Annotated in this window: 18 protein-coding genes; 8 read left to right on the forward strand and 10 right to left on the reverse strand. The window is 56.9% G+C overall.

Going from position 1 to position 16,718, the window contains the following annotated elements:
- Window positions 1–28: 28 nt before the first annotated feature.
- The gene (locus tag EHN06_RS05925) at window positions 29–937 is read right to left on the reverse strand and encodes a GlxA family transcriptional regulator (RefSeq protein WP_127331063.1); all 909 of its coding nucleotides are present in this window, start codon (window positions 935–937) and stop codon (window positions 29–31) included.
- Between the two features lie 182 nt (window positions 938–1,119).
- Here EHN06_RS05925 and EHN06_RS05930 point away from each other — a divergent pair, with 182 nt between their 5' ends.
- Genes EHN06_RS05930 through EHN06_RS05935 form a run of 3 tightly spaced genes read left to right on the forward strand, consistent with a single transcriptional unit; the run spans window position 1,120 to window position 2,950 of the window.
- Window positions 1,120–1,734, forward strand: coding sequence for an alpha/beta hydrolase (locus EHN06_RS05930; RefSeq protein WP_206075729.1), 615 nt, complete (start codon window positions 1,120–1,122; stop codon window positions 1,732–1,734).
- The gene (locus EHN06_RS21250) at window positions 1,731–2,009 is read left to right on the forward strand and encodes an alpha/beta hydrolase (RefSeq protein ID WP_206075730.1); all 279 of its coding nucleotides are present in this window, start codon (window positions 1,731–1,733) and stop codon (window positions 2,007–2,009) included. Before EHN06_RS05930 ends, EHN06_RS21250 begins: the two co-directional genes overlap by 4 nt.
- A 53-nt stretch (window positions 2,010–2,062) precedes the next feature.
- Complete coding sequence (locus tag EHN06_RS05935) at window positions 2,063–2,950, forward strand: amidohydrolase family protein (RefSeq protein WP_127331065.1); 888 nt, start codon at window positions 2,063–2,065, stop codon at window positions 2,948–2,950.
- A 53-nt stretch (window positions 2,951–3,003) separates the two neighbouring features.
- On the opposite strand, the gene EHN06_RS05940 is transcribed toward EHN06_RS05935, so the two are convergent.
- From EHN06_RS05940 to EHN06_RS05965, 6 genes are all read right to left on the reverse strand, one after another.
- Window positions 3,004–3,840: a nitrilase-related carbon-nitrogen hydrolase gene (locus tag EHN06_RS05940; RefSeq protein ID WP_127331067.1), complete on the reverse strand. Its 837-nt coding sequence runs from the start codon at window positions 3,838–3,840 to the stop codon at window positions 3,004–3,006.
- Between the two features lie 89 nt (window positions 3,841–3,929).
- Window positions 3,930–4,820: a glycine betaine ABC transporter substrate-binding protein gene (locus EHN06_RS05945; RefSeq protein WP_127331069.1), complete on the reverse strand. Its 891-nt coding sequence runs from the start codon at window positions 4,818–4,820 to the stop codon at window positions 3,930–3,932.
- An 89-nt stretch (window positions 4,821–4,909) separates the two neighbouring features.
- Window positions 4,910–5,641: an ABC transporter permease gene (locus EHN06_RS05950; RefSeq protein WP_127331071.1), complete on the reverse strand. Its 732-nt coding sequence runs from the start codon at window positions 5,639–5,641 to the stop codon at window positions 4,910–4,912.
- A 17-nt stretch (window positions 5,642–5,658) separates the two neighbouring features.
- Complete coding sequence (locus EHN06_RS05955; RefSeq protein WP_127331073.1) at window positions 5,659–6,801, reverse strand: ABC transporter ATP-binding protein; 1,143 nt, start codon at window positions 6,799–6,801, stop codon at window positions 5,659–5,661.
- 32 nt (window positions 6,802–6,833) lie between these two features.
- Complete coding sequence (locus EHN06_RS05960) at window positions 6,834–7,478, reverse strand: ABC transporter permease (RefSeq protein ID WP_127331075.1); 645 nt, start codon at window positions 7,476–7,478, stop codon at window positions 6,834–6,836.
- Between the two features lie 138 nt (window positions 7,479–7,616).
- Window positions 7,617–8,510 (reverse strand): LysR family transcriptional regulator, encoded by an 894-nt coding sequence (locus EHN06_RS05965; RefSeq protein WP_127331077.1) that lies wholly within the window; start codon window positions 8,508–8,510, stop codon window positions 7,617–7,619.
- Window positions 8,511–8,631: 121 nt separating this feature from the next.
- Between EHN06_RS05965 and EHN06_RS05970 the strand changes: the two genes are divergently transcribed.
- The 5 genes from EHN06_RS05970 to EHN06_RS05990 all read left to right on the forward strand — a co-directional run bounded on the left by EHN06_RS05970 (window position 8,632) and on the right by EHN06_RS05990 (window position 13,697).
- On the forward strand, window positions 8,632–9,843 hold the full coding sequence (locus EHN06_RS05970; protein ID WP_127331079.1) for an acyl-CoA dehydrogenase family protein: 1,212 nt from the start codon (window positions 8,632–8,634) through the stop codon (window positions 9,841–9,843).
- 432 nt (window positions 9,844–10,275) lie between these two features.
- On the forward strand, window positions 10,276–11,094 hold the full coding sequence (locus EHN06_RS05975; RefSeq protein ID WP_127331081.1) for an SDR family oxidoreductase: 819 nt from the start codon (window positions 10,276–10,278) through the stop codon (window positions 11,092–11,094).
- A 64-nt stretch (window positions 11,095–11,158) separates the two neighbouring features.
- Window positions 11,159–12,223: a phosphotransferase family protein gene (locus tag EHN06_RS05980; RefSeq protein WP_127331083.1), complete on the forward strand. Its 1,065-nt coding sequence runs from the start codon at window positions 11,159–11,161 to the stop codon at window positions 12,221–12,223.
- A complete protein-coding gene (locus EHN06_RS05985) occupies window positions 12,223–12,912 on the forward strand; it encodes a histidine phosphatase family protein (protein WP_127331084.1) in 690 nt (229 codons plus the stop codon). Before EHN06_RS05980 ends, EHN06_RS05985 begins: the two co-directional genes overlap by 1 nt.
- Before the next feature lie 17 nt (window positions 12,913–12,929).
- Window positions 12,930–13,697 (forward strand): SDR family oxidoreductase, encoded by a 768-nt coding sequence (locus EHN06_RS05990; RefSeq protein ID WP_127331085.1) that lies wholly within the window; start codon window positions 12,930–12,932, stop codon window positions 13,695–13,697.
- Window positions 13,698–13,766: 69 nt separating this feature from the next.
- On the opposite strand, the gene EHN06_RS05995 is transcribed toward EHN06_RS05990, so the two are convergent.
- The 3 genes from EHN06_RS05995 to dacB form a co-directional block, all read right to left on the reverse strand.
- Window positions 13,767–14,579 (reverse strand): OmpA family protein, encoded by an 813-nt coding sequence (locus EHN06_RS05995; RefSeq protein WP_127331086.1) that lies wholly within the window; start codon window positions 14,577–14,579, stop codon window positions 13,767–13,769.
- A gap of 24 nt (window positions 14,580–14,603) precedes the next feature.
- Window positions 14,604–14,978 carry a DUF4398 domain-containing protein gene (locus tag EHN06_RS06000; RefSeq protein ID WP_127331087.1) on the reverse strand — a complete coding sequence of 125 codons (375 nt, stop codon included), beginning with the start codon at window positions 14,976–14,978 and terminating at the stop codon, window positions 14,604–14,606.
- 205 nt (window positions 14,979–15,183) lie between these two features.
- The gene (dacB, locus tag EHN06_RS06005; protein WP_127331088.1) at window positions 15,184–16,647 is read right to left on the reverse strand and encodes a D-alanyl-D-alanine carboxypeptidase/D-alanyl-D-alanine-endopeptidase; all 1,464 of its coding nucleotides are present in this window, start codon (window positions 16,645–16,647) and stop codon (window positions 15,184–15,186) included.
- Window positions 16,648–16,718 lie beyond the last annotated feature (71 nt).

Raw genomic sequence — 16,718 nt, forward strand, 5'->3', positions numbered from 1 at the left:
TGATTGGTAGAAACGCGACGAGATGTCGTCAGGCGCCTTCGCGTTTCTGCCTCTGCTCCCGTGGCGTCATATCAAATTGTTTGATGTAGCAGCGGGAAAAATAGGAGGTGGAGTTGAAGCCACAGGCGGCGGCTATCTGGGTGACGCTCAGGGTGGACTGCATCAGCAGATGCTTTGCCCGCTCAAGCCGGAGTTGCATGTAGAAGGCGTTCGGCGTGGTTTTCAGGTGAGCACGGAACAGGCGCTCCATCTGCCGAACCGAAAGGCCCGTTTTTTCACCGATTTCCGAACAGCTGAGCACTTCTTCCGTTTGCGTCTGCATCAGTTGAATCGCTTTGAGCAGCCTTGGATGATTGGTGTTGTGGCGAAATTGCAATCCCATCCGCTGTTTCTCATTGGCTGCACGGATCTGCGGATGAATGAACTGCTCGGCGACGTCCATTGCCAGGGTGGCGCCGTGTTCCAGGGCAATTTTGTGACACATCATGTCCAGACTCGCGAGGCCGCCTGAACAGGTCATGATATTGCCGTCGATTTCATAAAGCTCGCCGGTGATGTTCAGCTCGGGAAATTCTTCTTCGAAACTGGCCTTGTTCTCCCAGTGAATAGTGCATCGGTGATTGGTGAGCAGGCGAGCCCTGGCCAGCAACAGCGAGCCGGTTGATGTTGCTCCCAGCGCAACGCCCCGGCGGGAAAGCTGTCTTAGCCATTCGAACAGCTTCTTGTCCCGGACCAGCGTTGTTCCGATACCGGCCACAACAATCATCAGGTCAATGTCGTCGGTTTCGTGAAACTGACGGTCCGGCGCGACTGGAAGGCCGTTACTTGCCGACACCGGCAGGTTGTCCTGACTAAAAATATGCCACTCGTAACAGGTCTGTTCGCTGAGGCGGTTAGCCGCCCGCAGAGGCTCCAGTGCCGAGACGAATGAGAGCATTGAAAACTGGGGGTAGGAAGGAAGCCTATTTTCTGGATATCCGGCTCAGCCATAATCTTACCTGATAAGAGATGTCGTTTTTTTAGTGCATCATGGCGTTTTATTAAATTCTTGTCGAACGGGTTTTTCCGATGATGGCTGTCGAAGTAGTCAACAACACAGCCCTTAGGCAGGAACCCGACATGATAGAACAAAACGTTAAGTTTAAAAGTGATTCACTGACCCTGGACGGCGCCTTCTTCAAGAATGATGCGCAAGACGACCCCCGCCTTCCGATCGTTATCGTCTGCTCCGGTTTTACCGGCCAGAAGAACATCCACCCCGAACGTTATGCCCGTTTCCTGACCAAAAAAGGCTTTACCGTATTCGGTTTCGACTATCGTGGTTTTGGTGAATCCGAAGGCGAACGTGAGCATGTTCTGATTGAAGAGCAGGTGCGCGACATCGCCAATGCAGTAGCCGTGGTTCACAAGCGTGCTTCTGAGGAAGGTCGCAAGGTTGTTCTTGCGGGATGGGGAATGGGCGGTGGCCTAGTGCTGGATGCCTACCGCATCTGCCAGGATCAGGTTGACGGCCTTATTGTCATGAACGGCTTCTTTGACGCAGTTCGTGTCCAGAAGGCTCTCAGGGGGAACATGGCTGGAAGCAATTCCGTGCCTTTATGGCGGAAGAGCGGTCACGCCTGGCGCTGGGTGGAGAGCCCAAGGGCATTGATCCGTTCGAGATCTACCCGCTTGATCCGGTCAGCCGTGAATATGTGTACACCGAGCTGGTCAAGGCACCGGGTTACGGTGTGACGTCTACCTTTGACTTTGCAGATTCCCTGATTAGCTTCTGCCCTGAGGCTCACCTGGATGACCGGTTTGCCCAGATTCCGCTGTTGATTGCCCATGGTGCGGAAAATGATTTGCATCCCGTCACCGAGGCTCGCTCGCTCTATGCCCGCTACCCGGGCCCGAAAGAGCTGTTCCTGCTGAAAGGTGCCGGACATACTGAGTGGATGCTGGACGAAGATCCGAAGTTCCAGACCTTTGCAGCCAAGATTGCTGACTGGATTTCCGAGTCGTTCTGATGTTCCCTCTGGTGGCGGTCTCTGACCGCCGCTTCTGTTTCGAGTGTCGAAAAATGACCACCGACATACCTTTCTGTGAAGCGGCCCGGGTTGAAGTGCGCCGCCCGGTAGTGGCGGTTCCGGCAAAAAGCTGTGATACCCACGCCCACGTTTTTGATCGCCACGATCGCTACCCGTTTATTGCCAATCGCACCTATACCCCACCCGAAGCGTCGCTGGAACAGTATATCCAGTTGCATCGGACCCTCGGAATAGGGCGGGGTGTTCTGGTTCAGCCCAGTGTTTACGGCACTGACAACCGCCTGCACCTGGAGGCGCTACGCCGGTTGCGTGCGCGTGGGCTGGATTACCGTGGTGTCTGTGTTGTGGGTCCCGACATCCGTGATGAAGACCTGCTAGAGCTACATGAGGCCGGTTTCCGCGGTGTTCGAATGAACCTGCTGTTTCGTGGCGGACTGCAGTGGAATGATGTGATCCGTCTGGCGGACCGGATTGCGGCATTCGGCTGGCATCTCCAGTTCCTGATCAATGTGGCCGATTGCGGTGACATCATGGAGCGGATCGAGACACTACCGGTACCGGTGGTCTTTGACCATATGGGGCATATGGGCACTGGATCGGACATTGACAACCCGGGGTTTCAGCGCCTGCTGGCCCTGCTGACCGGTGAACAGGCGTGGGTAAAATTATCGGGCAGTTACCGGGTCACTGCTCATGCGGCGTATCCGTATCCGGATGTGACGGCCACGGCACAGGCCCTTGTTGCAGCCAATCCGGAGCGTTGTGTCTGGGGCTCTGACTGGCCACACCCACACTTTTTCGGTGCCATGCCGGATGACGGTGATCTGCTGGATGATCTTGCGGTTTGGGTGCCGGATGAGACCCGACGTCACCGGATTCTGGTGGAGAACCCTGCGCGACTCTATGGCTTTGACGATTAAAAATGGTGTTGGGAGAAGACTTTGGGCGGCCACTTGGCCGCCTCTTTTTTGGCTTAGTAATGGTCTTCCAGCAAGCGGCGAATCAGGCGGGTGTTTGAGTCCCGGACAGTTGGCATCTCGAAACGGGCTCTGTCGATTGTGTTCTGGTCCAGCTTCGCATAGATAATGCACTCTTCATCGCCGGCGGCCGCCAGGGTTTCTCCCTTCGGGCCAAGTATGCGGCTGCCACCCCAGAACCACAGATCCTTTTCATGGCCGTAGCGATTGGCCATCAATACCGGTGTGCCGTAAATCATGGCGTAAAAGCTGACGTTGGTTTTCCAGTTGTCTTCGTTCGAAAAATTCTCACTCACCACCCCGGATGCTGAATTGATAGGTGCCAGCATAAGTTCAGGCTGGTTCAGGAATGCGCAATGCGTGAGGGCCGGGTTCCAGAGGTCGGCACAGATCAGGCAACTGGATTCCCAGTGCTCACGAATGGCGACGTTACGGATACGGCTGCCCGAGTGAAACCATTTGCCCTCTTCCAGGCCACCGTAGGTCGGCAGATTGATTTTGCGGTGAACATGGATCACCTCGCCCTCGCGCAGATAGGCCATGGCGTTATAGAGTTCTCCGGCACGGGCGCGCTCCACAAAACCGACCACCAGGGTAATACCGGTTGCGCACTTCGCCAGTTCCAGCAACTCCGGCGCATCGCGGCGCATGGCCACAACAGGCGCTTCCCGCCCAACCTGATAGCCGGTCAGTGACAGTTCCGGAAACAGTAGCAGTTCAGACCCTGCCCGCTTGGCTTGCTCGGCGTATCTGACATGGATTTCGAGGTTGGCGGTTATGTCCAGGAGCCGTGAGTTAATCTGGGCAACGGCAACGTTCAGGTTGGTAATCATCGGGATACCCTTAGCTCATTCTTGCGATCATCAGAACGACAAATGCCCTGAGCACCGAAGTGCACAGGGCAGACTTTCAATGCCTAGTCTCAGATCAGGCCGTGTTTCTCCAGGAAGTTGCGGGCAACGTCCGAGATGTCCTGTTTTTCTACGTCAACGCTGGCGTTCAGGCTAGACATGACTTCGTTGTCGAGCAGATCTGACAGTTGGTTCAGTTGCTCGGCCAGCTCCGGGCTGCTGTCAAGGACCTCCTCGCGAACGACCGGGGTAATGGCATAGTCCGGGAAAAAGCCCTTGTCGTCTTCCAGGAGCACAAAGTCAAACGCCGGGATACGACCGTCGGTGGCAAATACCAGCGCAATATCAACCTCGTCTTCTTTCAGCGCGGTGTAAGTCAGGCCGGAGTCCATACGTTTGATCTGGTCTCGGGGAAGCTTGAACCCATACGCCTTGGCGAAGGGGCGGTAACCGTCGTCACGGGCGTACCATTCCGCATTGCTGGCCAGTACCAGTTCCTTACCACCGTTGACGGCATCCGCCAGATCGCTCAGTGTCGTGATGCCCAGCTCTTCCGCTTCATCAGCCTGCATGGCGAGGGCATAGGTGTTGTTGGCCGCCGACGGATTCAGCCAGATCAGGCCCTTTGGTTTGTCCAGCTCACGGACCCGCTCATAACCTTCCTGACGACCCAGCTTCTCCTTCACATCGTTGTAAACGATCAGCCCTGTGCCGGTGTATTCCCAATAAACGTCTACCTGGCCGTTTTCCTGGGCGGACCGCAGAACGGCACTACCCATGCCGGCCCGGGTATCAACGTCATAGCCCTTGGCCTGAAGGTACTGGGCCGTCATGGAGGTAAGCAGTTGCTGCTCGGTGAAGTTTTTCCCGCCGACGACTATCTTCTCGGCGGCAGCGGGGCCCGCAAGGGTGACGGCGGCAGCAAGCGAGATAACGGATGCGATTTTTCGGATTAGTTTCATGATCGTATGCTCCAGATGACTTCTTGTTTTGTGGCCTCGCCAACAGATTTCGGGCCGGTTTCCGGGCCATGGCTACTCAGCGAGTAGCGTCAGGCACGTGTTGGATTGACTCCGCGTGGAACCATTAGGAAAGTGCAGGCGGCAATAATGATGTCCACGACAATGGCCAGTAAGGCCGTCATCAGTGCGCCCGCCAACATCATTTCGGTATCGAACAGGTCAATGCCTGTAAAAATCAGTTCACCCAGACCGCCGCCACCGATCAGAAACGCCAGGGGTACGGTGCCGACATTAATCGCGAGAGCGGTTCTTATACCGGCAAAGATCACATAAGCTGCATTGGGGATTTCCACCTGAACCAGCATCTGTGCCGGAGACATGCCGATGCCGGAAGCGGATTCCTTGAGATGAGCCGGAATGCCCAGCAGGCCGGTATAGGTGTTGCGTACAATTGGCAGCAACGATGCGATGAACAGGCCGAACACTGACGGGATGAAGCCGATGCCCAGCAGGCTCATCGAGAGCGCCAGGATGGCCAGGGTCGGAATGGTCGTCCCCACGTTCAGTACCTGCATGGCCCACTCGGATACATGGAGGAAGCGAGGACGGCTCAGAATGATCCCCAGTGGCAGTCCGACGGCAATCGCGATACTGCCGGAGATCAGGGTCAGTTGGATGTGCTGCTTGGTCAGGTAGACAATGTCTTCCCAGTAAAACAGCATGCCGTCAATGAGTCCCGAGCGTTGCAGATACACACCAATCAGGAAGACGACAATGAGCATCGGGATCTGGAAATAGCGGGATTGTTGTAATTGTTTCATGAACACACCTGACCTGTTCAGACGCTGGCCACATCGGCCCGCGAAGATTTAAAGGTTGCGCCGAGGTGATGTGTGATGCCGCGCTGGGTAACAACCCCCATCAGTTTGCCGTGTTCGGACACACAGGGTATCCAGGTAACGTCGTGGGTAAACATCTTGGATGCCACGGTCCGTAGGTCGTCGTCCGTACGGACGACGGTATGCAGGTTGGCGCGATGTTTGCCGCAGGTTCCGCGTGTGGTACTGGCGACACTGCGGGACACATAGCCGATCGGTCTGTTCTGCCCATCAACCATGATAATGGCGCGCTCGTAGCCAGCGTCATCCATTCGCGCAAGGGCTGTCGCGAGAGAATCGTCCATGGTCACCACCGAAGACTCGGTTTCCAGGACCTCGGAAACCGTCACCAGTTTCAGTCGTTTCAGTGCACGGTCCCGACCCACAAACCCCTTGACGAAGTCGTTAATCGGATGGGACAGCAGGTCGTCCGGTGTATCGTACTGAATCAGCTTTCCATCCTTGAAGATGGCAATTCGGTCAGCCATTTTGACCGCTTCGTCGATGTCATGGCTGACGAACATGATGGTCTTTTTCAGTTCGTGATGAAGTTTCAGGAATTCGTCCTGGATCACTTCCCGGTTGATGGGGTCAATGGCACCGAAAGGTTCGTCCATGAGCATCACAGGGGGATCCGCTGCCAGGGCCCGGATAACACCGACCCGTTGCTGCTGGCCGCCGGAGAGCTCATTCGGGTAACGCTTGAGGAAAGTGGATGGGTCCAGCGCCACCATCTCAAGAAGTTCCGATGCACGCTTGAGGTAGCGGCCCTTTTCCCACCCGATGAGTTTGGGGACGATCGAAATATTCTCTTCGATAGTCATATTCGGAAACAGACCAATTTGCTGGATAACGTAGCCAATGTTTCTGCGCAGCGAGACGGTGTCCTGAGCTGACGTGTCATCCCCGTTGATCAGAACCCGGCCCGAGGTCGGCGTAATAATGCGGTTCACCATTTTGAGTGTGGTGGTCTTACCACACCCTGATGGACCGAGTAGTACGCAAATCTCGCCTTGGGGGACTTCCATATTGATGTGGTCTGCCGCCGTGACCACGCCGCGGTCGGTGTCGAAAATCTTGGTCAGGTTATCGAGTGTAATCATGATCCGGTTCCGATTTTTGTTTTATCGAGAGTTTACAATCCCTTGGGTGTCAGCTTGCGCTGGAGTGCCAGTAACAGACGGTCGGCAACGATGGCCAGGAGACTGACTGCGATGGCTCCGACAATGAGCTGACGGGGATCACTCTGTGAGATGCCGCGGCTGATCAGCACGCCAAGTCCACCGGCACCGATGTAAGCGGCAATCGCCATAACGCCGATATTCATAACCACCGCAGTCCTGACACCAGCCATGATGACCGGGACAGAGAGCGGGATTTCTACCATCCGCAGGCGCTGCCTGCTGGTCATCCCGATACCTCTGGCGGCTTCCCGGAGCCCGGGGCTGACATTATTAATGGCGGTATAGGTGTTCCGGATAATGGGCAGTTGCGAATACAGCAGTACCGCGATGACCGCTGGCAGATAGCCAATTCCATGCCCAATGGTGGACAGGATCGGGATCATGATCCCGAAAAGGGCGATGGACGGGATGGTAATCAGAATTGAGGCGACGTACAGCACCATGGTAGCGGCACGTTCATTCTGGGTAATGGCGATCCCGATAGGTACCCCGGTGAGAGTTGCCAGGCCAACAGCAACGATGACCAACCCGATATGCTCGAGGGTCAATGTCCCCAGGAGGCCGAGGTTGGACAGTATGAAATCGATAAGTTCCAAGGCGGAATCCTCTTGTTTTTATGTCATGAGTCGCCGGTAGTTCACTGAATAGCCAAGGTAGCGCATCGATTGGGGGTGGTTTTTCAAGAAAGCGCCGTCAAAGCGAACAATAGCGACACCGCGAGAAGCCGTTTTTTGTCACGCAATCCGGTTTAACTGTTCCCGAAACCAGATCAGTGCAGGCTCCTTTTCATAAGCCTTGTGCCAGTATAGATGAACATCCAGATCGGGCAGGTCTGCGGGCGGCGTGAGGATATGTATATCCGACCGCTCCACGATCATCCGTGCGTAGGTTTCCGGCATGGTCAGTAACAGGTCGGTCTCCTCAACGACCCGGCAGGCAGCGTAGTAGTGTTGACAGCGCAGTCGTATATGCCGTTGCACGCCCAGACGCGACAGCTCGAAATCCTCAATCCCCGGACCCTCGGTGCGTGAGGACACCAGCACGTGCTGGGCGGCAATATACTTGTCCATTGTCAGCTTGCCTTCGGCCAGTGGATGCCCCGCTCTTGCCATTACCACCAAGCGGTCTCGCCGCAGCAGCTCGTGGGCAGTCTGGTTACTCACCGGCAACAGCACGTCCACCGCAAAATCCAGCTTACCCGCAGCCAGCTGGGTTTCCATATCCCTCCGGGGAATCCGCTGGCTGACAATTTCCAGTTCCGGATACTGATCGAGCCGCTGCATGAGCTGTGGCAGGAAGGTGGACTCCAGAATATCCCGCAATGCCAGGGAATAAGTCTTGCGTTGGGTTGCAGGGTCAAAGGCGTGGAACTGGTTGACCGCCCCCTGGATCTGCGTCAGCCCCGGCCGCATGGATTCCAGGAACCGCCGCGCCAGCGGGGTGGGAATCATCTGGTTGCCCTGACGGGTAAACAGTGGATCGTCAAAATGCTCTCGCAATCGGGACAGTGAATGACTGACCGCCGGTTGTGTCAGGTGCAGCGCCTTGGCCGCCCGAGTCAGGCTACCTTCCCGATAGATGGTGTCGAAGACGTGAAGAAGGTTAAGGTCCAGTCGGTTCAATGCCATGAATTTTGCCTGTCCATCGAATAAGTGTCGCTAATAATAAATGATAAGAATAATTCAGTCGCGTAATAGTGTATAGGACCATAGACTGTCGGAATAGTGCGCAACCAATGAGGGTACGACGATGGATTTCGATATTTCCGAGAAGGGCCAGGATTATCTCAACCGCGTGAAGCAATTCATGAAGGATGAGATCTTTCCGATTGAAGATCAGTACCACCGGGAGCTGGCCTCCTTGGACAATCGCTGGGTGGTGCTGCCCATCATCAAGGAGCTGAAGGAAAAGGCCAAGGCCCAAGGCCTGTGGAACATGTTCTTCCCGGACGAGAAGTACGGTTGTGGCCTGCTCAACTCGGATTACGCTCTGATTGCCGAAGAAACCGGCCGCAGCTTCATTGCCCCGGAAATCTTCAACTGCAACGCGCCGGACACCGGCAATATGGAAGTGTTGATTCACTACGGTTCGGAAGAACAGAAAGCCGAGTGGCTGCCACGACTGCAACGTGGCGAAATTCGCTCTGCCTTCTGCATGACCGAACCGGGCGTAGCCTCATCCGATGCTACTAACATGGAAGCCACCGCTGTTGTCGAGGGCGATGAAGTCGTGCTCAACGGCCGTAAGTGGTGGAGTACAGGCATCGGCCACCCGGACTGCAAAGTCGCCATCTTCATGGGCCTGACTGACCCCGACGCCCAGAAACACCGTCGCCACTCCATGGTTCTGGTGCCCCTGGATACCCCGGGCGTGAAAATCGAGCGCATGCTGCCGGTGTTTGGCGAATACGACGAGCCCTACGGCCATGGCGTGGTTTCTTTCGAGAACGTTCGCCTGCCCAAGAGTGCCTTCATTGCTGGCCCGGGCCGTGGTTTTGAAATCGCCCAGGGCCGCCTGGGACCGGGCCGGGTGCACCACTGCATGCGAGCCATTGGTGCCGCTGAACGCACGCTGGAGTTGCTGATCAAGCGTGCGACCAGCCGTGAAGCCTTTGGCCGCCCGATCGCTAAGCTGGGTGGTAACCCGGACATTATCGCCAATGCCCGCATGTCGATTGAGCAGGCCCGTTTGCTGACCCTCAAGTGTGCCTGGGCGCTGGATACCAAGGGTATTGCAGGTGCGCTTCAGGAAGTGTCCATGATCAAGGCGGTGATTCCGTCCATGCTGCAGACCATTGTGGATCAGGCGATTCAGATTCACGGTGGTGCTGGTGTCAGCGACGATGATTTCCCGCTGACACAATTGTTCGCCTATGCTCGGGTATTGCGGTTGGCCGATGGCCCCGACGAGGTCCATCGGGCTATGGTGGCTCGCCTGGAGCTCCGCAAGTATAAATCCTGAGCCAGGTTTGGGCCCGCGGGTGTCCAGACTGTGGTGCAGGGGGCCGGCGGGGCGGTGTTTCTGAAAACCGCTCCTTCGGCACATCCCTGTGGCGCTTCTGCTCCGCCATCCATGGCTCCGCAAATTTTCAGAAACACCGCCCCGCCGGCCCCTTCTAACTTTCGGAGTTGCCGTCTGGGGTGCCTTCTGTGGAAGTGGTGCCAATTTGGGCAAGTGGTAGTGTTGTAGTTTTCTAAAAGGCTTTGGATCAACTAACTCAGAGGTTCGGGAGCTGGTGCGTGACAGGCCTTTCCAAAATGTTGCGGAGCCATGGATGGCGGAGCACAGCGTACATGGACGTATTCATAGCGTATTTTGGAAAGGCCTGTCACGCACCAGCTCTTGCACCAAACCATAAAAATCCAAACTCAAAAAACAACGGTGAGAACACATATGACACAACGAGTATTTATCACGGGGGGCGCCAGCGGCCTGGGCCGGGCGATTGCACTGCGTTATGCCAAAGAGGGCGCCAAGGTCTGTATTGGCGATATCAACCCGGAGCAGGGCGTTGAGGTTGAGAAAGAGATCACTGCGGCCGGTGGCGAAGGCTATTTTGTCCAGTGTGATGTCCGCAGGCTGACCGATTTCGAAAAGGTCCGGGACGATCTGGTCAAGAAGTGGGGCGGTGTCGATGTGGTGGTGAACAACGCCGGCGTTGCCTCTGCCGGCTCCATTGAAGACACCACCATGGCCGACTGGGAGTGGATTCTGGATATCAACGTGTTAGGCGTGGTCCGTGGCTGCAAGGCGTTTACGCCGCAGTTCAAGCAGCAGGGTTCCGGGGCGTTTGTGAACGTGGCCTCCATGGCCGGGCTCATGCTTGCGCCGCTGATGGACAGCTACAATGTTACCAAGGCCGGGGTCATTGCGTTGTCCGAGACGCTGAGCCAGGAGTTGAGGGATTCCGGGATCCATGTGAGTTGCGTGTGCCCGGCGTTTTTCCAGACAAACCTGACTGCCAGCATGCGTTCGGACCTTCCGGGGATCCAACAGAATGTGAACAAGCTGATGAAACGCTCCAGTATCACCGCGGACGATGTGGCCGAGGATATCTTCCGTTCCGTCAAGGACAAGAGCTTCTGGGTGCTGCCCCATACCAGGGAGCGCCGCATGTGGATGCTCAAGCGCCATGCGCCCTGGGCCTTTGACTGGCTGATGCACCAGGAGAGCAAGCGCTGGATGAACAAGATGGGCGGCAGCAAGGCGTAGATGCTGTTGGCCCCTAAAGTAGATGTGAGACCGCTTTATTGATGAACCGACAGGAGAGCCCTGAATGACCCAGATTGACCAGGCTGAGGACATCCGCGAAGGCGAGGAGCTGGACGTCAGTGCCGTTGACCGCTTTATGAAACAGGCCATTCCGGATCTGCAAGGTGAGCCCGACATCCGCCAGTATCCTGGCGGTGCCTCCAACCTGACCTATCAGGTGGATTACGGTGACCGTTCCTACGTATTGCGTCGCCCGCCGTTCGGTAAGATCGCCAAATCCGCCCACGACATGCTGCGGGAGGCGAGGGTGATGGATGCGCTGAAACCAGTTTATCCGTACGTGCCGAACATCGTGGCTATCTGTGACGATCACGACGTTCTGGGGTGCGACTTCTACGTGATGGAGCGTCTGAAAGGCATCATCCTGCGTCAGGATTTCCCGAAGGACTTCGAGCTGAGTGCAGCGGATACCCGTAAGCTGTGCCTGAACGTGATTGACAAGCTGGTTGACCTGCACCGGGTGGATGCCAAGGCGGCAGGCCTGGACACGCTGGGTAAGGGCGCCGGTTATGTGCAGCGCCAGATTGGCGGCTGGAGTGATCGGTTCCGCAAGGCCCGCACCGAAGACGTGGGTGATTTTGAGGCGGTGATGAGCTGGCTGAACGACAAGATGCCGGAAGATATCGCCCAGGTCGTCATCCACAACGATTTCCGCTTCGACAACGTGGTGCTGAATCCGGATAACCCGTTTGAAGTGATCGGCGTGCTGGATTGGGAAATGGCCACCATCGGCGATCCGCTGATGGACCTGGGCAACAGTCTGGCGTACTGGATTGAGGCGGATGACGAAGGGCCGTTCCAGATGCTGCGCCGGCAACCGACCCATCAGCCGGGCATGCTGACCCGCCAGGAAGTGGTGGAATACTACATGGAAAAGTCCGGTTTCAGAGTCGATAACTTCGATTTTTACGAGATCTACGGTCTGTTTCGTCTCGCGGTGATTGTCCAGCAGATCTATTACCGCTTCTACCATGGCCAGACCAAAGACAAGCGTTTTGCCGCCTTTGGCCATGCCGCCAATTACCTTGAGAAGCGCTGCCAGCGGCTGATTGAAGCGAGTGATCTGTAATGGCAACGATCTATCTGATCCGCCACGGACAGGCCAGTTTCGGCAAGGATAACTACGATCAGCTCTCGCCCCGTGGCTGGGAGCAGGGCCGGGTACTCGGGCGCTGGTTGTCGGGCAAGGTTCGTCCCGATGCAGTTTTCGGCGGCAACATGGAGCGCCACCGGGAGACCGTGGAAGCCATTGCCAGCGGTTACGGCGATGCCCTGCCGGATATGCAGGCGGTGGATGGCCTGAACGAGTTTGATCACATGCAGGTGGTTGAGCGCCTGCGCCCGGAATGGGCTGACCGGCAGCGTATGGCGAAGGACCTGGCCGCCTTTCCCAAGCCCGCCCGTGCCTTCCAGCAGGTATTCGAGAGGGCTATGGCCCGCTGGGTCGGCGGTGAACACGATAACGAATACACCGAGACCTGGGATGCCTTCCGCGCCCGGGTCATCACGGCGCTGAATGAACTGATCGAGTACGCCGATGGCGGCGATACCCTGGTGTCAACCTCCGGCGGTCCCATAGCGGTGATCGCTCAGCACCTGTTGCACCTGAGCGACCACAAGGCGCTGGAAATGAACAACGTGATCGCCAACACCAGCGTTTCACGCATCCTCTATTCCGGCGCTCGTCGCAGCCTGGCGGTTTTCAACAATTACAGTCACCTGGAAGCGGAAGACCCCGCCCTGGTGACCTTCCGATAACGATTTGAGGTGAATGCATGAGCAAGGAACTGTTTGACCTGACAGGTAAAGTGGCGCTGGTGACTGGCGCGAGCCGTGGCATTGGTGAAAGCGTCGCCCGCACGTTGGCGGACTATGGCGCTCACGTGATCTGCAGCAGCCGTAAAATCGAAGGCTGCGATGCCGTGGCCAGCAGTATTCGTGATGCCGGCGGCAGTGCCGAAGCCTACGCATGCCATATTGGCGAGATGGACCAGATTGAGGATATCTGGGCGTATATCGGTAAGGAACACGGCAGGCTGGATATCCTGGTCAACAATGCCGCTGCCAACCCATATTTCGGGCCGGTCGAGGACACCGACCTGGGCGCGTACCACAAAACCGTGGATGTGAATATTCGCGGTTATTTCTTCATGAGTGCCCGCGGTGCGCAGCTGATGAAGAAAAATGGCGGGGGCTCTATCGTCAACGTGGCTTCCGTCAACGGCGTGAACCCCGGCCACTTCCAGGGCATCTACTCCGTCACCAAGGCGGCGGTAATCTCCATGACCAAATCCTTTGCCATGGAGCTGGGCCAGCAGAAGATTCGCGTCAACGCTCTGCTGCCGGGCCTGACGGACACCAAGTTCGCCAGTGCGCTGACCACCAATGACGCGATCAAGAAGCAGGCCATGGCTCACATTCCGATGAAACGGGTGGCTGACCCGAGTGAAATGGCCGGCACGGTCCTGTACCTGGTCTCGGATGCGTCCAGTTACACCACCGGCGCCTGCATTAATGCCGATGGCGGTTATCTGACGATCTAAATACCGTCAGCCGATGGCTGAAGACGAAAGGCCAGCTACAGGCTGTTGGTAGCTGGCCGGATTGGGGCATCACTCGCGCCGTTTGATATAGCCTTCTTCATCTGAAATCACGATCTCGACACGGCGGTTTTGCTGGCGGCCCGCAGCGCTGCTATTACTTGCTACCGGATATTCCTCCCCATAGCCCCGGGTTTCTATTCGGTTTCCGCTGATTCCCATACCCATCAGGGCATCACGGACGGAGTCAGCCCGACGCTCCGATAGTCCCTGATTGTATGAGGCTTCCCCGGTGCTATCAGTGTAGCCTTCAACACGAACCCGCCGCTGCTGGTATTCAGACATGAAGTCCGCAAGACGGCGGACTGTCGCCTCACCGGCGGGCTTCAGTTCAGCGCGGTTAAGATCAAACAGTACATCTCCCAGCGTCAGGACCATGCCGCGGTCGGTTTGCTCGGCCTCCATTTCCGCCATTCGGGCACGAAGCAGTTCTGCCTCACGTCGTGCCGCGGCAGCCTCGGCGGAGCTCATCTGGAGTTCCAGCTCTTTGCGGCGCTCCTCGGCGGACCTGATTTCGCTTTGCAGCTGCGCACGTTTACCGTGTTCCGCGGCTATTTCCGCATGTCGGTTCGCGAGGTAGGCTGCATGCTCAATGTCGACGATGTCTGCACCGTCTTCCAGTAGTGATTCAGCACGTGCCAGTCGATCCCGAGCGTTCCTCAGCTGCCGGTCTCCGCTGCGTGCAACGTCCGGATCGTTGCGGATTTCCTGGTAGGACGCCCTTGCCTGATCGACCATCGCATTGTTCTGCGGTGCGCTGGCGCATCCGGTCATTAACGCGGAAACCCCAACTGCCATGCCCAGAGCTATATTGCGCTTGTTCATACCCATCTCCTTCAGTTGGGGCCTTTACTGGCGTTGATCGATTTGCTCTCTCAGAGAGTCGATGTTCCGGTTTATCTCAGCGACGGCCTGTTGAGCCTTGGCTGTTTCTGAGCGGGCACCGGCCAGTTGCGCATCCACGGATGCTTTTTCCAGCATGCGTTCGGCCTCAACATACTTTTCCTGATCAAGGAGTGCTTCTGCGTCGGCGACTCGATTCTGCGCCTGGTTGAGAAGGACCGGTTCGAATTCCCGTGCGTCCGCGGATACAGCTTGCTGTATAGAGGCTTCCGCGGTTTGCAGCTCTGCATCCGGCCGCTCACCGGAACTGGCACAGCCACCGAGCGCGAGGGTAATGCCCAGGATGCCTGCGGCCCTCAACATCGAATTATGTGTGTTCATGCACTATCTCCTTCCGGTGAAGGATGGGGATTGGTGTCCCACCCGAACGATCGACACTCAGGTACTGCGATAATCCGGAGTCGAGCACTGACGTCCTTGCCAGAACGTCTATTGTTGCTACGGGTAAGATTAGCAGTCAGTTTTCATGCCGGCATGAAAGGTTGGCAAGAAAGCGGTAAGAAACAGGAGGAGGGCAGTGGCCCACTTAGCGGATTTCGGCGCCACTATCTGCCTGAGAAAGGGTGGTACCCACCGGGGGCTTGTGGTGTAACGAGTAAAGGATGCGATCCAGTACAGCCTGACCATTCCACGCCGGGTCGGTATTCACCATTCCCACCACGGCCCAGGTAGTGTCGCTTTCATCCCGGGTATAACCGGCAATGGAACGTACGTTTTCCAGATAGCCGGTCTTGATCCGGCCCAGGCCATCCATACCGGCGTTACGCAGTCGTCTCGCCATGGTGCCGTCCATCGCGATCAGGGGCATGGATGCCATCAAGTCGGCGGAAAAACGGCTGTTCCAGGCATGCTGAAGGATTTGTGCACCCTGGCGGGCACTGATCCGACCATGGCGGGTCAATCCGGCACCATTGTCGATGACCATGCCGGCGGTATTGACGCCTTTGTTCTCCAGCCACTCGTAAATCATACGGATGCCAGCAACGCGGTCATCGTGTTCGTCATCCTGACGGTTTTCCGCACCGATGGTCAGCAACAATTGGCGAGCCATGACGTTGCTGCTCCATTTGTTGATATCCCTCACCATGGTGACCAGGTCCGGGGACGTGGTTCTCAGCATCAGGCGGACATTGTCGGGGGTGGTGCCTGTGGTGTTGTCTCCTGCCAGTGTAATGCCCATCTCGGAAAGCAGGGATCGAATCAGTGAAGCGGTGTATTGTTCGTGTGGCAGCAGTGATAAATATGCGGTCGTGCGGCAACCCTGGGGCAGTTCGCCAGTGACCCGTACGGTGACCCGCTGGTCTGCGTGGAACACCGGCTCCCAGATGAAACCTCGGCGGGACGGACAGGGGCCTTCAGCAGCTGCGGTCACCCGGTTATCGATGACCACTTCGTCCAGGGCCGGGGCGCTCCACGCCTGGGTGCCCCGCTCATCGGCACGAACCTGGAAATGAATCAGGTTCAGGTTGGTGAGTACGCCCGATGGTTCCACCAGGAATGGCGCGTAGGGATTGTCGCCGTTGTCATCGAATTTGGGCAGTCCACCGGCAATTTCGAAGTAATGGCCGTCAAGGACCAGGTCCCCGTTGATGGTGGTGATGCCCATGCCGCGGAGCTCCCGCAGTGTGCTCCACAAACGTTCGAGGGTCAGCTTGGGGTCACCACCGAATTTAACGTAGAAGTTTCCTTCCAGTGTGTCACCCACCAGTTGGCCATCGGTGTAGAAATCCGTATTCCAGTGATGAGTCGGACCCAGGATTTCCAGCGCAGCGTAGGTGGTGACCAGCTTCATGATCGAGCCCGGGCTCATGAGCGCGTCTGCGTTGATGTACTGGTCAATGCCGGGGCCATTCAGGGGAATGGCAGCCATGCTCAGGGCGTCTTCATTATTCAGGGACTTAACAGCGTAATCCCTGACCTGATTGCTCCAGGTCCTGGTTCCGGATTTGCCTGTTCCATCCTGCGCCATGGCAATCGGACTGCACGCCATGGCCAGCGCTGCGGTCGCGGCCAGGACGACGTTTTGCGCACGTGGGAGAACACGAGCTACTTGCGATTTAC

The sequence above is a fragment of the Marinobacter sp. NP-4(2019) genome, from assembly GCF_003994855.1.
Lineage (GTDB): Bacteria > Pseudomonadota > Gammaproteobacteria > Pseudomonadales > Oleiphilaceae > Marinobacter.

What these genes read in the sequence shown, in the direction of transcription:
- EHN06_RS05925 (WP_127331063.1), bottom strand. Translation starts at nt 937, where the DNA reads ATGCTCTCATTCGTCTCGGCACTGGAGCCTCTGCGGGCGGCTAACCGC.
- EHN06_RS05930 (WP_206075729.1), top strand. Translation starts at nt 1,120, where the DNA reads ATGATAGAACAAAACGTTAAGTTTAAAAGTGATTCACTGACCCTGGAC.
- EHN06_RS05935 (WP_127331065.1), top strand. Translation starts at nt 2,063, where the DNA reads ATGACCACCGACATACCTTTCTGTGAAGCGGCCCGGGTTGAAGTGCGC.
- EHN06_RS05940 (WP_127331067.1), bottom strand. Translation starts at nt 3,840, where the DNA reads ATGATTACCAACCTGAACGTTGCCGTTGCCCAGATTAACTCACGGCTC.
- EHN06_RS05945 (WP_127331069.1), bottom strand. Translation starts at nt 4,820, where the DNA reads ATGAAACTAATCCGAAAAATCGCATCCGTTATCTCGCTTGCTGCCGCC.
- EHN06_RS05950 (WP_127331071.1), bottom strand. Translation starts at nt 5,641, where the DNA reads ATGAAACAATTACAACAATCCCGCTATTTCCAGATCCCGATGCTCATT.
- EHN06_RS05955 (WP_127331073.1), bottom strand. Translation starts at nt 6,801, where the DNA reads ATGATTACACTCGATAACCTGACCAAGATTTTCGACACCGACCGCGGC.
- EHN06_RS05965 (WP_127331077.1), bottom strand. Translation starts at nt 8,510, where the DNA reads ATGGCATTGAACCGACTGGACCTTAACCTTCTTCACGTCTTCGACACC.
- EHN06_RS05970 (WP_127331079.1), top strand. Translation starts at nt 8,632, where the DNA reads ATGGATTTCGATATTTCCGAGAAGGGCCAGGATTATCTCAACCGCGTG.
- EHN06_RS05975 (WP_127331081.1), top strand. Translation starts at nt 10,276, where the DNA reads ATGACACAACGAGTATTTATCACGGGGGGCGCCAGCGGCCTGGGCCGG.
- EHN06_RS05980 (WP_127331083.1), top strand. Translation starts at nt 11,159, where the DNA reads ATGACCCAGATTGACCAGGCTGAGGACATCCGCGAAGGCGAGGAGCTG.
- EHN06_RS05985 (WP_127331084.1), top strand. Translation starts at nt 12,223, where the DNA reads ATGGCAACGATCTATCTGATCCGCCACGGACAGGCCAGTTTCGGCAAG.
- EHN06_RS05990 (WP_127331085.1), top strand. Translation starts at nt 12,930, where the DNA reads ATGAGCAAGGAACTGTTTGACCTGACAGGTAAAGTGGCGCTGGTGACT.
- EHN06_RS05995 (WP_127331086.1), bottom strand. Translation starts at nt 14,579, where the DNA reads ATGAACAAGCGCAATATAGCTCTGGGCATGGCAGTTGGGGTTTCCGCG.
- EHN06_RS06000 (WP_127331087.1), bottom strand. Translation starts at nt 14,978, where the DNA reads ATGAACACACATAATTCGATGTTGAGGGCCGCAGGCATCCTGGGCATT.
- dacB (WP_127331088.1), bottom strand. Translation starts at nt 16,647, where the DNA reads ATGGCGTGCAGTCCGATTGCCATGGCGCAGGATGGAACAGGCAAATCC.